The organism is Psychrobacter sp. 1U2 (assembly GCF_051847575.1).
The window spans coordinates 13,555-27,784 of record NZ_JBPYDC010000029.1; the positions used below are offsets into that span (position 1 = coordinate 13,555).

Here is a 14,230-nt window from a genome sequence, read left to right on the forward strand (position 1 = left end):
CTGCGTAAAGACACTGACTTACTCTCCCAAAACTACTCTTCTAAAATTTGATACTTATTTATAGGAAACACTATGCAAGCTTATAATATTCAAACGGGTATCGTTTGCCCTTTAGATCGCTCAAACGTCGATACCGATCAGATTATCCCTAAGCAGTTTTTGAAGTCTATTAAGCGTACCGGTTTTGGGGTCAATCTCTTTGATGATTGGCGTTATCTTGATGAGGGCGTGCCTTCTTTAGATAGCGGCCAAGATAATAGTAAACGCCCAATCAATCCTGATTTTGTGTTAAACCAGCCGCGCTATCAGGGCGCAACTATCTTGCTGGCGCGTAAAAACTTTGGCTGCGGCTCTAGTCGCGAGCATGCGCCATGGGCACTTTCAGAATATGGCTTTCGTACTGTGATCGCGCCAAGCTTTGCTGATATCTTTTATAACAACTGTTTTAAGAATGGTATGTTGCCGATTATTTTGGATGAAGCTATCGTCGATACGCTTATGCAAGCGACGTTAGCAAATGAAGGCTATGAGCTGACTGCTGATTTAGAGCGTCAAGTTGTTATCACTCCAACTGGTGAAGAGTACTCGTTCGAGGTCGATGAGTTTCGCAAACATTGTTTATTGAACGGTTTGGACGATATCGGTCTAACCTTGCAGCAAAGCGACGCTATCAAAGATTATGAGCATAAAATGATGCAAAAGACCCCTTGGATATTTAACCAAGTACATGCTTAACCTAAAATTCTTAGTATTAATAATCAGTGTCTATAAACCATGTTAATAACCATTCTCGATAAGTAATATCGAGAATAACTGCTACTATTAATACAATTATTAATAATAGTCATACAGTGAGCAATACTGTGTTGAGTTATGGCGGCGACCTAGCTATTATAAAAGCAACTTTATCATTCACAAAAAGTAGCCGTCATCATGAAAAAAACACGTTTTGTCGCTTATGTTAGTGCCACCTTCGCTATGAGTGCACTGTTATCAAGTTGTCAGCTTTTTACGGGTTATCAGCAGATAGAAAAAGCGGATAGCGCTGACACTTGGTCCGGTAAGATTTATCCGGTGGCAGGTGAGACTAATATTGCTTGTCTGGGTACTTATCATTGTGAGATTACTCGCATCGATCAAACGCCTATTATTGCAGCAGAGACACATCAGCCTGTCGACCGTAACCTAGTGATAGTGAAGCCTGACAAAGATAAAGTACCATTAGTCGATAATAAAGCTGTGAAGCTAGTGCCGTTATCGGCGTCTGGCATCTCCGGATTAACTAATTATTACGCCCGAGTAAAACCTATCAAGCGTGAAGTACAAGTGAATTTCTATCCGGAAAATAACTTGAGCTACGTTGAGCGCTTCACGGTCATTCACGAGTTCGTTGCCGGCACTTATAAGCTACGCGCTTTTAAATTGCAGCCTGAGCAAAAAGATAGCAGCTTATTATCTAGCGCATCGCCAAACCCTTTGTGCATTGAGCTTATTCATAACGGCAATATCGAGCGTCGTTTTTGTAAGCAAGTCGATACTGAGCGCCAAGGCGAGTTTGTAGAAACGGGCTTATTTGATGACACGGCTACTAGCTAGCCATTCTATAACGTTGTATTTAAACCTCCGATTCACATAAATAATTAATTTTTATAAAGTAGATTAAATTTAAAAGTGTTACAGCGCTACCGGGATGAATTTTATTCAGCATCGAAGGGACGAAGCAAGCAAGGAAGATTTATACCAGTGGCGCATTCGAATTTATGACAGTTTTATTCTCAACTGACTATAGTAATATTTACAAACAAGGAAAAGTATGGCGACTATATTGACACTAGCAGGCGATGGCATCGGTCCTGAGATTATGACTCAAGCTATCGACATCCTTAAAGCGACCAATGATAAATTTGATTTAGGTTTTACTCTTGAGTCGGGGCTTCTTGGCGGTGCGGCGATTGATGCGACTGGTGAGCCGTTACCAAAGGAGACTTTGAGACAAGCCCGCGCGGCCGATGCCGTTCTGCTAGGCGCGGTTGGTGGCCCTAAGTGGGATAGCATCGAGCGCAGCAAACGTCCTGAGCGTGGACTGCTAAAGATTCGTAGTGAGCTTGGCCTGTTTGCTAATTTGCGTGTCGCTAAGCTTTATCCGCAGTTGGCAAATGCCTCGAGTATCAAAGCTGATATCATCTCAGGGCTTGACTTATTAATCGTCCGTGAGCTGACCGGCGGTATCTATTTTGGTGAGCCGCGCGGTATCCGTACTTTGGATAATGGTGAGCAACAAGGCTATAACACTATGGTGTATAGCACCAGCGAGATTGAGCGTATCGGCAAAGTAGCGTTTGAGATGGCGCAGACCCGAGCTCAAACCAGCGGTAAGCAGGCTAAGATCTGTTCAGTCGATAAAGCCAATGTTCTAGAAGTGACTGAGCTGTGGAAGCAGACAATGATCAAGATGCAAGAAGCGGATTATAGCGATGTTGAATTGTCGCATATGTACGCTGACAACGCTTGTATGCAGCTTATAAAAGACCCCAAACAGTTCGATGTCATGGTCACTGGTAATATGTTCGGTGATATTTTATCTGACGAAGCCGCTATGCTCACAGGCTCCATCGGTATGCTGCCCTCAGCAAGCCTCGATGAAGAGGGTAAAGGCATGTATGAGCCTTGTCATGGCTCAGCTCCTGATATCGCGGGACAAGATAAGGCCAATCCCTTAGCAACGATTCTATCGGTGGCGATGATGCTACGTTATACCTTTAAGCAAGAAAAGGCCGCGCAAGCCATAGAACAAGCGGTAAGCGATGTATTAGATGATGGGCTGCGTACGCTTGATATCTTGGATAAATACGAAAACGGTCTGACGCAAGTGGGCTGTCGTCAAATGGGCGAGGCGGTATTAGCCAAATTGGTATAGTTATTTTCCCAAAATAATAGCCTATATTTTAGGATGAACGCAACGCCTTTAGCCTATAAATCGTTTGACGGTTTATAGGTTTTTTCTGCTCAAAATAAATCACATATAGAGGTTTACTTAATAAGCTGTTATTTACAGAGATACTGTATGAGTAGACCGTTATTAACACAATGGGCTTATATGCTGACATAGGGCTGTGGCATTATTATTAAGGTGTTTATTTTGATAAATACTTTCACAATAATAAAAAGTCATTATAAGATTCTATTGAATATTAGAGGAAACCTATGTCTAAATTAACCAAAATCACCAGTGCTATGCTCGCTAGCGGCTTATCTACTTTATTATTTATGAGTCCAGCGCTAGCCGCTACTAATAATGATACTAGCCCCGTCACTAATGGTGTCAGTCAAAAGATTGATACCGATAAAGCCGCTAATGAGGCGACAGCTGAATCCCTTAATAAGCTATTACCAACCATTGATTATACGACAGAGGGTTTATCTCAGTCTGCAAAAAAGATAAATACTATCAATTGGAAAGAGGGAACAAAGATAGATCGCAAAGTTGGCACCCGCTTGCAAGCGCTATTAAATTGGCATCATAATGGCGTCGGTCCAGTGGACGGTTACTGGGGTAAAAACACTCGTAAAGCGATGCAAGCTTTTCAAAAGGCTAATGATCTGAGTGTTACTGACGAGCTCAATACCGAGACCTGGGATGCGCTGATGGCGAGCGAGACGCTAACCCGGCAACCGGTGCTAGTCCGCTACGAGCTGACTCCCGATGATGTCAACATCAAAACGACCACCATTCCGGCTGGTGCAGAAGCGAAGTCTAAGCTTGACGGCATGTATTATGAAAGCGTGCTTGAAGCATTAGCAGAGAAGTTTCATATGAGTGATAGTTACCTTAAGTCCTTAAATCCGCAAGCGAGCTTCAAGGCCGGCGAGACCATTACCGTCTATAACCCAGGTAATCCTAATACTACGCCAGTAAGTCGTGTGGTTGCGGATAAAACTACTGAAACTCTATATGCCTATAACGATCAAGGCGATCTCGTTGCCAGCTATCCTACGACGGTAGGCAGCACCGCAACGCCTTCACCAACGGGTACCCATGAAGTAGAAGTGAAGGTTAATGGACCGAACTATACTTATACTGGTGACGATGATGAGAAATTTATCATTCCACCAGGCCCTAACAACCCAGTTGGGAAGGTTTGGATTGGCCTGACGAAGCCCTCTTACGGTATTCATGGTTCGCCAGATCCCGATCGTATCAGTCGGCAAGCGTCAGCAGGCTGCGTGCGTCTAACCAACTGGGACGCGCTATCTTTGTTAGGGGTTATTAACGATGATGCTACGGTTGAGTTTAAGTAATTCTACGGTAAAACATTTAATTGGTTAAATCCTTAAGCTAAAATTTTAAACAAAAAAATACCGCTAATACGATTATTAGCGGTATTTTTTTGTCAAATAAGAGGGGGTACGCGTGCTTAATGCTCTAGACTATATTAAAGTTTAGCATACATAAAAATAAGGAGATTAATAAACTCACATAACAGTTGTAAAGAATTAATTCTTACCGCGATAAGTAATACGACCTTTGGTTAAGTCATAAGGCGTCATCTCGACTTTGACTTTATCACCAGTCAAAATACGAATGTAATGCTTACGCATTTTACCAGAGATATGCGCAATAATTTCGTGTCCGTTTTCTAAACGAACCTTAAACAGAGTGTTTGGCAAGGTATCGATGACTTCGCCTTCAAACTCGATAATATCGTCTTTTTTAGCCATAATTTATATCAATCAATGAAAAATAAGCCAATATTATACGTAAGTTTGGCGATTAAAGCAATATGGCAGCGGGTTTTTGCTTGACAGCGTTTAGTGGTTATGTATGTCAAATTATAATTGAGCTTTAATATTTCAATAACAGTTACTCTGGCAGATTAAGCCAAACCGGGGTCAGCGGCTCTTTTGGAAAAAGCGACTCGTATTTTTCAGGGTAGTAAGCTTTGACAAAATAAAGCCCATCACCGGCAGCGGTGGGCGGGGCAATAGTGCGATCTTTTTGCGCTAAAATTGCTAAGAAGTCATCCGGCTGTAGCTCGTGACGACCGATAGCGTACAGCGTACCCATTAAATTACGTACCATATGATGCAAAAAGCCATCAGCTTGAATATCAAAAACAATAAAGGCACCATGAGCAAATAGCTTGGCATGGCTAACCGTGCGCACCGGCTGATTGGACTGACAGGCTGCGGCGCGAAAGCTTGTGAAATCATGCGTGCCAACTATAGACTGAGCGGCCAGTTGCATCGCGGCTAGATCTAATGGCTCATGAATGTGAGTCACTTGATGGTTTAAGATAGCCGGGCGCGTGTCTTGATTAAGGGTAACATAACGATAACGCCGGGCGATGGCCTTAAAGCGCGCATGAAAATCGTTTGGCATAGGCTGGATCCATCGCAGTGCAATATCATCGGGCAGTAGGCTATTGACGCCGCGTAGCCAATTACGGGTTGGTCGGTAGGCGCGAGTGACGAAATGAGCGAGCATGTTGCTGGCGTGCACTCCTGAATCGGTACGCCCTGCGGCGATGACTTCTACCGTCTCGTTGGCCACTTTGCTAATGGCGGTCTCTAGGACTTGTTGCACCCCTAAAACCTCTTTTTGCCGTTGCCAACCATAATAGTGAGTCCCCAAAAACTCGATAGCTATCGCTAAAGTGTAAGTAGGGGTGTCTTCATCGAGTGTGTTTTGGCTAGGCTCATCTTGCTCAACTATTCGCTGAGCGTTATCTGCTAAAGAGTCGGTCATAATAAGTGAGGTGCTTAGAGTGTATGGGTGTTAAAGGTTGTAGGTGCTTTAGCGCTGACGACTGTTATTAGAGGTTCCTGCTTGGTTGACGCTATAAGTCCAGCGTTGGCGTCTGCGGGCAGGAGTGTCGTAACGTAGTAGCAACCACAGGAGACGCGCGTAGATAGCAGGAATGGTTAGCCGTCCGCCAGCGATAACGTGATAATCATATTGCCAGCTGCCAGCGGCGTAACTGGCACTGACACCGCCAAATGGGCATTGGCTAGCGCACACAACCATATGACCTTGTTTATAAGCGGCTTGTAGCGCCTCGGCAAGCTGCGGCGAATAAGGAACGTTACCGCTGCCAAATCCTAATAAGATAATAGCGCATGGTGGTTTATCGAGGAGTGCTTGTAGCTGCTCGCTGAGCACGCTCGGATCGTTAGGCAAGCAGTAGAGAGCATAGACGTAAGCCTGCTGTGGCTGTTCTTGCACCGCTGGCAAAACCTGCTGCTGATCATCGAGCCAGTGTTGACGGCGAGTATCTGTCAGTTTATCTATATAGCTATTATCGGGGTAGGCGGCACGATGATGACCGGTAAAGGCCATAAAATCATGACTGTGAATCTTTTGGACGGTTTGCGCCGGCCAGGATTCACCGCCAAAACATATCTTGACTCCTGATTGCCCCGCTGCCGCTAGGCGCAGAGCCTCACGAAAATTATCCCAAGCATCGCTCTGGCTGTCGATTTCATAGGCGTGCAGCTCTTCGCTATCTAGTAGCGGCTGCATGCTGCCTGTGAGGGTAATACTAATGTCGGAACCTGCAAAAGCTTCCGCCAAAAATGCTCCTAAATAGCTCAACGTGTCGGTGCCTGTGATTAGAACAAACTGGCGCTTGCCAACGGCATAGGCCGAAAGCAATAGGGTATAAAAGTGTACAAAGTCGCTAGGCGTTAATTGACTACTGTCTTTGATAAGCGAGTTATCTAACCAAGAAAGTACAGGTAAAAAAGCGGCGTCATCGTGCTCAGTAATAAGCTGCTGCAAGACGGGCAAGAACACTTCGGCGGCAAGTGGTACCAAAGGTCGCCCATAACTGCCAAAGGTGCCGCCCGCATAAATCAGCTGTACAGACTGCGAGTTGGGCGATGATAAGGTGGAACGTGAGATCATAATAGGGTCGCAAACTACTGATAAATAGTGTTGATGAGGGGTATGTTCATAAGCGTAATATAGGCTAGGACATCTATGTTCTAGCCTATTAAACTTTCTTTTAAAGCAACGACATATTCGAGTTACGCGTGGCGATTTTATCTTTTATAGCTGTAGTTTATGCTGTACGCTCTAATAGGGATTGTGCTTGGGCTTGTTGATCACTACTGCCTTGCGCGATAACTTCGCTGAGCAAACGTTTGGCGCTGTCATACTCACCTAGTTCCAAATATTTAGCCGCTAAGTCTAGAGTGATTTGTTGATTGTCTAGATCATTAACAAAGTCAAAATCAGCGGCAAACTGAGCAGCAAAATCTGTTTTATCCTCTGTGACTACTGGGTTAGCTGTCGTGGCCGCGTCTTCTAAGATAGAATCATCAAGACTAAAACTATCTTCAAATGGTGTCTCATCATCGAACATCAAAGGAGGGGTCGTCTCAGTTGCGCTTGTCTTATCCTCAATAGGCTGCGAGTCCGTTAAATCAAAGTCAAAACTCTCTAAGTCGGTAGTTGTGGTCTTGCTAGCGTCTGTTGGCGCCGCAGATGATAAGTGTTCTTCTACTGCAAACGCATTGATGTCATTTACTGTCTCTTGGGCGTCTACTGACTCTAAACTATCTAATGATAAAGCGTTATGCTCAGCGCTACTTTGTTGACCATCATAAGTATTGTCATCGTCTAAACTTAAATCAAAATCGAAACTAGAAACACCCGCTGTCTCTTCTGCAACAGGAAGCTCAGAAATAGAAAGATCAGAGTCGCCAAAAGTATCGGTAATTGTATCAGTACTTGTGTTCGTGCTGATGCCAGTATCGCTATTCGAGGGGCTATTCGACGCTAGGTCATCAAAATCTAGTACAAAGTCTTCCTGCAAATTAGAATTTTGACTGTCGGTTTGCTGAAGATCTGCCGCATCCGTACTCAAAGAGTCAGTCGCTGCCGGTTCATCAAAACCAAGGCTAAAATCTTCATCAAGACTATAATTTTCATTAGGGCTACGATCTTCGCTGATAGGGTTGACGCTCTCGAGGCTAGTGTCAGAGTGCGTATTCACAGTAGCGCTATTGCTTTCAGACTGCTCATCTAAGCTCAAATTTTGGCTATCTAAGCTAGTATCATTAATAGATGAATGGCTAGCTGTATTATCAGCAGCCTCATCAAAACTATCACTCTCTAGATCATCTAAGGTCAGATCAAAGATAGCGTCAGTATTGTTATTGCTACTCGCATCATCAGTGATAGTACTATCATCAAAGGAACTCGCTAATGGAGCGGAAGAGACAAGATCTGATTCAGTAATAGAATCAGCACTCGCAGCAGTCTGTCTTAGAGTCGGCGTCTCTTTTGGCACGCTTGCGATATCGAAATCAAGACTTTCATAATCTGATTTTACTGCATGCCCAGCATCGCCACTATCGACATCATTACGCGCTTGTAGAGGCGTTTGATTATGATCCTGATCAAATAGCGCTCTTAGCTCTTTGGCTTGAGCGATAGTAGCCGCATCGCCATGAGCACTGATAGCGTCATAAGTTCTATAAAAGCTCTCAGTCTGTGTAGTAAGCGCGTAGATATTGAGAAGCTTGAGTGACAGCTTAGCATCATGGGGCTTTTGGATGAGACCGCGCTCTAGTACCTCGATGGCTTTGTCATAACGCTGCTGATCGATAAAACGCTCAGCCACAGTTAAGCTATCGAACTTAGTCGCGCCCGCTACCGTACTGCTACGGGCCGTATCATAGTCGGTAGGTACGTGTTTAGTTTGGGACTGGGTATCATTGATATGTTTAGTGGTTGGCTGCGCTTTTTTCCTACGCATAATCAACACAGCTATCAGTAAAACAATGATTAGTCCTGCAACGATATATAGCATATTATCCATAATAATTCCTACGACTATTCGTGCTGAGTATAGCAAGCAGAGAGTAAGTATTGCTAGTCAGCTAAGCGGTTATTGATTGCGTAATTTTTTTAGTCGAGCCTCAAGCTCAGCCAGTTTTTGATTTTGTAGCTGCAGTTTTTGTGTATAACTACCAAGGCTGTTATTCACCAGTTTTGTGCGCTGCGCTTGCGTAGCAGTGCGCTGCCGAGAGGATTTTAGTGAAGCGAGTATCTCGGTACTTAGCCCATTTCCTGTGGCGGTAGCCGCCTTGGTTTGAGTGCCATCAGCTTGACCTTTACGCCCCGGAGCCACTACTGAAAAACGCGCTTGTGGTAGCGTCTGAGTCGTTGTTTTTGCTGCGGTATTAGCTGGCTTAGATGATTCTGATTTCACTTTGGCTGTCGGCAGAGTAGCTGATCCTGCTGATCTTGTTTGCTCGTTCGCTGTTACCTTTTCGCTAGACTGCTCAGCAGCCTTATTATTGGCTTGCAGATAACGTCTTCGCTGCGCCGTTATAGCCGCTTGGATACTGCTTTGTGAGGGTATAACTTCATAGCTTGGTAAGCGTAGCTCGGCATTGGCTTTGAGCTGATCAGCGTCTTGGTTAATAAAGGCATTGGGGTTTTGCGTTTTGATCTGACTCATTACAGCTGATATATCAAGGTTGTTTTTTTCGGCGATTTGTTTGGAGATAAGCCATAAGTTGTCGTTACGCTGTACGGTATAGCTAACCATTTGATCAATTGGCGCGGCATCAGTTGCTACGGTCTTGCCGCTTGCGTTGATAGTACTGACAGAAGCGCTTGCAGCGGCGTCATTGTTAGTCGCTAAGCGCTCTCCTGTAGGAGAGATCTCCGCTAATTCTGTGAGGTTATTGGCCTGCTCATTGCTTACTCTGTCAGTATTTTGGCTGTCTGGATTGGTACGATCAGCATTTTTTGAAGCCATATTTTCTGTAAAATTCAGTGTTAGCGTAGGACTGTCCGTACTATCGACCTTATTGAGAGGGCTATTACGCACGGTAATCTGACGAGAGACTTCTATATTTAAAGTATTGTTTTTTACACTGCTGATTTCTGTAGTTTTATTTTCTGAAGAAGGGTGATCACTTTGAGCACGATTATTGGTTTGGGTTTGCGCCAATAAGGCTTGTTGTACGTTAGTCGCTGCGCTAGCAGGTGCTAGCGGGCTTGATGTTTTTGCTACGCTTGCAATCGCCTTATCCGCCTCATTACGGTTAGAGGTTGGCTGTAAAGATTCAGCGCTAGTATTAATGCTAAGGTCGTCATTGTTAAGGGGACTCGGTTGAATAGGACGGCTATTCACGCGGCGGTTATTTTTTATATCGAGGGTGTTAGTTTTGACTAACGATGGAGTAGTATTAGCAGTCATGTCGAGGTTAGCGCGCGTGGCTGTCGCCGTAGACGAGGGTGTCGATAGTGCAAGCGGGAGATTAGGAGTAGCTGCTACGCTCACGATAGGTAGCGTATTACTACTTTTGAGATTTGGGGTATTACCTATGCCTGAATTAGATGCTGAGCGGGACTGCATAAACAAGGGCGGCGGAGCTCCGCGTTTGAGCGCTAAGGGCTTAGTGCTGCTAGTAGCGACGATTGGCGGTGTCACTGCTGGCGTTGACATTACGGGTAAGTTGGGTTTAGGAGCGCTAGCTACTATAGTTTTTGCAGGTTTTGCGCCTTCTGAGCGTTTTGAGCGCTTTGCTTGCTGAATAGAGCCTAAAGGCATGAGTAGAGTCTTTGGCACCATATTGCGCTGGCCGTTGTCGTTGATCGCTAGTACCACATCGGCAAAAGGTTTTGAGACTGGCTGAGAGGTACTTATCATCAGCTGTCCGGTGCTAGCAGAAGTGCGGATAAAGCTTACGGACATGGCGTCAGTCGGGGTCAATCCTAGCTGTTGATAGACATTAGGGGTGGCCAAATGGGCTGAGAAGTCTGAGGATTCGATGTCAGAGACGCTAATGATAGCGACTAGCGGCTCATGCTGCGCTGAGGTAATAGTCGTCTTACCGATAGTAGCCGCCATGGCTGCTGGTAGCAACATGGCGCTACCAAGTGAGCACAGCAGCGCTGCAGACACTGCACAATGAAGACGAGTCGGTCGATAAGGTAATTGCCAAGCCATGCGCTGCCCTTTGAGTAGCCATTGAGATTGTAGCAAGTTGGAGTTTACAAGGTGTTAAACAGATACCAACACACCCTAAACATATTAACTGAATTATAACGTTAAGCAACATTAAAACGCAGTAAAATTCTAGAGTATTTTCAGCTGCGATAAACATTCTTCGTTTATTGACGATAAACTTTATGCTATTACGCTTAGCATATTTATTCTAGCAGGTTATCTACAGGCAGTTTTAAGCTTTATCCAGAAGCATCGCATCACCATAACTAAAGAAGCGATATTGCTGCTCAATAGCGTGCTGATAAGCGTGCTCGATAGCCGACTTACCAGAGAAGGCGGCTACTAGCATCAATAAGGTTGATTTTGGTAGATGAAAGTTAGTAAGTAGCCGGTCTATCACCCCAAATTTGAAACCTGGATAAATAAAGATATCAGTATCACCAGACCAACTGGCCAACGGCTGTCCATTCATTGCGGTTTGCTGGTAAGCGCTCTCTAGCACCCGAGTGACAGTCGTACCAATAGCGATGACTTGTTTGCCATTAGCGTGAGTCTGATTGATCAGATCTGCAGTCGCTTGCGGTAGGTGCGCGTATTCACTATGCATGGTGTGATTGAGGAGATTGTCGGCTTTGACAGGAGCAAAAGTACCTGCGCCGACATGCAGAGTGACAAAGGCGCTATTGATTCCTTTATCCTTGAGCATCATCAGCACTTTTTCATCGAAATGCAGGCTAGCAGTAGGTGCGGCGACGCTGGCAAGCTTGGCAGGATCATGAAAGACGGTCTGATAACGGGTATTGTCGGTTGCATCGGCATGACGCTCAAAATAAGGTGGTATCGGCAGCTCGCCATAGCGCTCTAAGTTGGGCAAGATAGGCGCCGCAAAAGCTAAGATAAAAAGGTTTTCTTCACGGCCGACCATGAGTGCTTCGATATGACCATCAGCTAACAATAGCTGCTGTCCAAGCTTAGGCGCTTTACTGGCTTTGACATGACAAAGCGCTAGATGGGGATGAGTGGTTGATGCCTGTTCTGCTATGTTGATCGTCTCACTATCAATATCTACGTGCTCAAGTAGCCGCTCTATTAATACCTCAATTTTGCCGCCGGTATCTTTGTGACCGAACAGGCGCGCTTTCATGACTTTGGTATCGTTAAAAACAATTAAATCGCCAGTATTTAATAGCGCTGGCAAGTCGGTAAATAAATGATCAATCGGTGCAACTGACGCTTCATTAGTGCTAGCCGGCAAGTAAAGCAACCTAGATGCTGAGCGCTCAGCGAGCGGATAACGAGCGATTAGCTGATCAGGCAACTCATAATCATAGTCGTTGACGCTTAGGTAGTTCTCAGGAGTATCCATAGCTGCCGGTTCATCGGCAATAGAGACAGGCTTGGTCAAAATAGTAGGATGCATATTGGTCATGATTCGATCATTGATGAGAGAGAATTTTGGCACAATTGTAGCAGAAAGCTAGTCTTGAGGGGATAACTTATAAATCGTTTGCTTGCTGTCGTTTGCTAATCATTAGCAGTAAGATACAAAGAGTATTAGCTAAGACTAAAAATCAAATAAGTTAAGTTGTGGTAAGCTTTGACTGGCCGGTGCTAAGGAAGAGTAGGTAACGCCGACAAGCCTGATCGGCAGCGTTCGGGTAATATCAGAAAACAGTTTATCGAGCCAGTAATGAGCCGATTCTGCGCTAGTAAAAGCAGTGGATAGCGTGTGCGAGCGCGTGATTTGAGTGAAGTCGGCATACTTAACTTTTAGGGTAATGGTATGGGCGATGAGCTGTTTTTTTTGTAATTGACTAAATGCATCGGCATTCTGCTCGTAAATTTGTTCAAGCAAAGGCCCATCCATGCTCAAGTTGTCTCGAAAAGTCGTCTCCGAGCCTACCGACTTGTGCTGACGCTGGGGTTTTACCAGACGATTATCGCGACCATGAGCGATATCGTAATAAAACTGACCGCGTTTACCAAACTCACTAACCAGTAGCGCCGCCTCAGTGCGTCGCAGATCTGCACCATTGCTGATGCCTAGGGCATGCATACGCTTAGCGGTTGCTTTGCCAATCCCATGAAAACGCTCAATCGGTAAGCCACTAATAAAAGCCTCCGCCTCGTCTGGGGTGATGACAGCGATACCATTGGGCTTATTGATATCCGAGGCGATTTTTGCCAGCATCTTATTGAAAGAAACACCAGCAGAAGCATTAAGGCCGGTGTGCTCGAGTATTTGCGCGCGTAACCAGTTCGCCATTAAGGTCGCTGAGCCTTTATGAGCAGTCAGGCCCGTAACGTCAAGATAAGCCTCATCTAAAGACAATGGCTCTACTAGTGGGGTTAAGCGATGCATGATTTTACGAATATCGGCACTAACGGCGCGATAAACATCGAACCGTGGCCTGACAAATAGTACCTCAGGGCAGCGTTTGCGCGCTTCATAGCAAGACATCGCTGAGCGCACCCCAAACTTTCGTACCTCATAGCTAGCCGCCGCGACCACTCCGCGACCATTAGGGTCGCCGCCGACCACTAAAGGCTTACCTCGTAGCTCTGGAAAATCACGCTGTTCGACACTGGCATAAAAAGCATCCATATCTAAATGAATAATTTTGCGCAAAGTCGGTTGTATAGAGGCAGTCATAGGGGCTATTTTACCTCAATCTAAGAGTATTTTGCGGTTCAATATTTTAAATAAAATCACCTTTTATATCAGCATCGCCTTTATTTAAGCTACCGTTCGTCCTTGTATTAATACCTTTCATTCTAAATTGCTGTTTGCAGTAGTATATTTGTACTATTATAAAGTTACATCTCATTCGTTATAATTAATATGAAGACTATGAAGTTACAGTCAATAATTATTCAGCTTAGGGTCGAGCGAAAATAAATAGAACTCTAGGTGTTTATTGACCGATCGGTACATTTTAGAGGTTCAATAATTAAGGAGCTGATGATGAATAGTACTAAAACGGTAGGTAGTGATTTGACCCGCTCTATGCTAATGAAAGGTAATAAAGAGATTTGGTGCGCTGTCAGTGATGATAGTGATGAAGATGCGATGTTGGATCACTATGGTAATGACTTCACCGCTTATATTGTCTCATTTTATGATGGGCAGTTTTATTGTAATCATGGTAGAGCCTGGGCTTTTGCAGTACCCATAAAAATAGTTGAGCTATGCTGAAGAAACCGTACAACTAAACTTGGTAAACTAAGCGTATTGACAGGAGTTTACCATGACCAAGAAA

Annotated in this window: 12 protein-coding genes; 5 read left to right on the forward strand and 7 right to left on the reverse strand. The window is 44.7% G+C overall.

Annotated elements, in window-relative coordinates:
* Positions 1-72 precede the first annotated feature (72 nt).
* The 4 genes from leuD (at position 73) to ACS8FD_RS11630 (ending at position 4,299) form a co-directional block, all read left to right on the forward strand.
* Positions 73-735 (forward strand): 3-isopropylmalate dehydratase small subunit, encoded by a 663-nt coding sequence (gene leuD / locus ACS8FD_RS11615; RefSeq protein WP_439276004.1) that lies wholly within the window; start codon positions 73-75, stop codon positions 733-735.
* A 198-nt stretch (positions 736-933) separates the two neighbouring features.
* Positions 934-1,596 (forward strand): hypothetical protein, encoded by a 663-nt coding sequence (locus tag ACS8FD_RS11620; RefSeq protein WP_439276005.1) that lies wholly within the window; start codon positions 934-936, stop codon positions 1,594-1,596.
* 217 nt (positions 1,597-1,813) lie between these two features.
* Positions 1,814-2,917, forward strand: coding sequence for a 3-isopropylmalate dehydrogenase (gene leuB / locus ACS8FD_RS11625; RefSeq protein ID WP_439276006.1), 1,104 nt, complete (start codon positions 1,814-1,816; stop codon positions 2,915-2,917).
* Between the two features lie 287 nt (positions 2,918-3,204).
* A complete protein-coding gene (locus tag ACS8FD_RS11630) occupies positions 3,205-4,299 on the forward strand; it encodes a L,D-transpeptidase family protein (RefSeq protein WP_439276007.1) in 1,095 nt (364 codons plus the stop codon).
* 195 nt (positions 4,300-4,494) lie between these two features.
* Here ACS8FD_RS11630 and infA read toward each other — a convergent pair whose 3' ends face one another.
* From infA to dinB, 7 genes are all read right to left on the reverse strand, one after another.
* On the reverse strand, positions 4,495-4,719 hold the full coding sequence (gene infA, locus ACS8FD_RS11635; RefSeq protein WP_019671605.1) for a translation initiation factor IF-1: 225 nt from the start codon (positions 4,717-4,719) through the stop codon (positions 4,495-4,497).
* A gap of 142 nt (positions 4,720-4,861) precedes the next feature.
* Positions 4,862-5,746 (reverse strand): tRNA pseudouridine(38-40) synthase TruA, encoded by an 885-nt coding sequence (gene truA / locus ACS8FD_RS11640; RefSeq protein WP_439276008.1) that lies wholly within the window; start codon positions 5,744-5,746, stop codon positions 4,862-4,864.
* A 48-nt stretch (positions 5,747-5,794) separates the two neighbouring features.
* Positions 5,795-6,904 (reverse strand): asparaginase, encoded by a 1,110-nt coding sequence (locus ACS8FD_RS11645; RefSeq protein WP_439276009.1) that lies wholly within the window; start codon positions 6,902-6,904, stop codon positions 5,795-5,797.
* A gap of 157 nt (positions 6,905-7,061) precedes the next feature.
* The gene (locus ACS8FD_RS11650) at positions 7,062-8,825 is read right to left on the reverse strand and encodes a FimV/HubP family polar landmark protein (RefSeq protein WP_439276010.1); all 1,764 of its coding nucleotides are present in this window, start codon (positions 8,823-8,825) and stop codon (positions 7,062-7,064) included.
* A 69-nt stretch (positions 8,826-8,894) separates the two neighbouring features.
* Complete coding sequence (locus tag ACS8FD_RS11655) at positions 8,895-11,006, reverse strand: type IV pilus assembly protein FimV (RefSeq protein ID WP_439276011.1); 2,112 nt, start codon at positions 11,004-11,006, stop codon at positions 8,895-8,897.
* 196 nt (positions 11,007-11,202) lie between these two features.
* Positions 11,203-12,336, reverse strand: coding sequence for a tRNA preQ1(34) S-adenosylmethionine ribosyltransferase-isomerase QueA (queA, locus tag ACS8FD_RS11660; protein WP_439276014.1), 1,134 nt, complete (start codon positions 12,334-12,336; stop codon positions 11,203-11,205).
* 198 nt (positions 12,337-12,534) lie between these two features.
* Complete coding sequence (gene dinB / locus ACS8FD_RS11665; RefSeq protein ID WP_439276012.1) at positions 12,535-13,623, reverse strand: DNA polymerase IV; 1,089 nt, start codon at positions 13,621-13,623, stop codon at positions 12,535-12,537.
* A 309-nt stretch (positions 13,624-13,932) separates the two neighbouring features.
* Here dinB and ACS8FD_RS11670 point away from each other — a divergent pair, with 309 nt between their 5' ends.
* Entirely contained in the window at positions 13,933-14,166 is a 234-nt protein-coding gene (locus ACS8FD_RS11670) for a hypothetical protein (RefSeq protein ID WP_439276013.1), read from the forward strand.
* The last annotated feature ends 64 nt before the right edge of the window (positions 14,167-14,230 follow it).

Coding starts and splice junctions, on each gene's coding strand:
- leuD (WP_439276004.1), top strand. CDS start 73: ATGCAAGCTTATAATATTCAAACGGGTATCGTTTGCCCTTTAGATCGC.
- ACS8FD_RS11620 (WP_439276005.1), top strand. CDS start 934: ATGAAAAAAACACGTTTTGTCGCTTATGTTAGTGCCACCTTCGCTATG.
- leuB (WP_439276006.1), top strand. CDS start 1,814: ATGGCGACTATATTGACACTAGCAGGCGATGGCATCGGTCCTGAGATT.
- ACS8FD_RS11630 (WP_439276007.1), top strand. CDS start 3,205: ATGTCTAAATTAACCAAAATCACCAGTGCTATGCTCGCTAGCGGCTTA.
- infA (WP_019671605.1), bottom strand. CDS start 4,719: ATGGCTAAAAAAGACGATATTATCGAGTTTGAAGGCGAAGTCATCGAT.
- truA (WP_439276008.1), bottom strand. CDS start 5,746: ATGACCGACTCTTTAGCAGATAACGCTCAGCGAATAGTTGAGCAAGAT.
- ACS8FD_RS11645 (WP_439276009.1), bottom strand. CDS start 6,904: ATGATCTCACGTTCCACCTTATCATCGCCCAACTCGCAGTCTGTACAG.
- ACS8FD_RS11650 (WP_439276010.1), bottom strand. CDS start 8,825: ATGGATAATATGCTATATATCGTTGCAGGACTAATCATTGTTTTACTG.
- queA (WP_439276014.1), bottom strand. CDS start 12,336: ATGGATACTCCTGAGAACTACCTAAGCGTCAACGACTATGATTATGAG.
- dinB (WP_439276012.1), bottom strand. CDS start 13,623: ATGACTGCCTCTATACAACCGACTTTGCGCAAAATTATTCATTTAGAT.
- ACS8FD_RS11670 (WP_439276013.1), top strand. CDS start 13,933: ATGATGAATAGTACTAAAACGGTAGGTAGTGATTTGACCCGCTCTATG.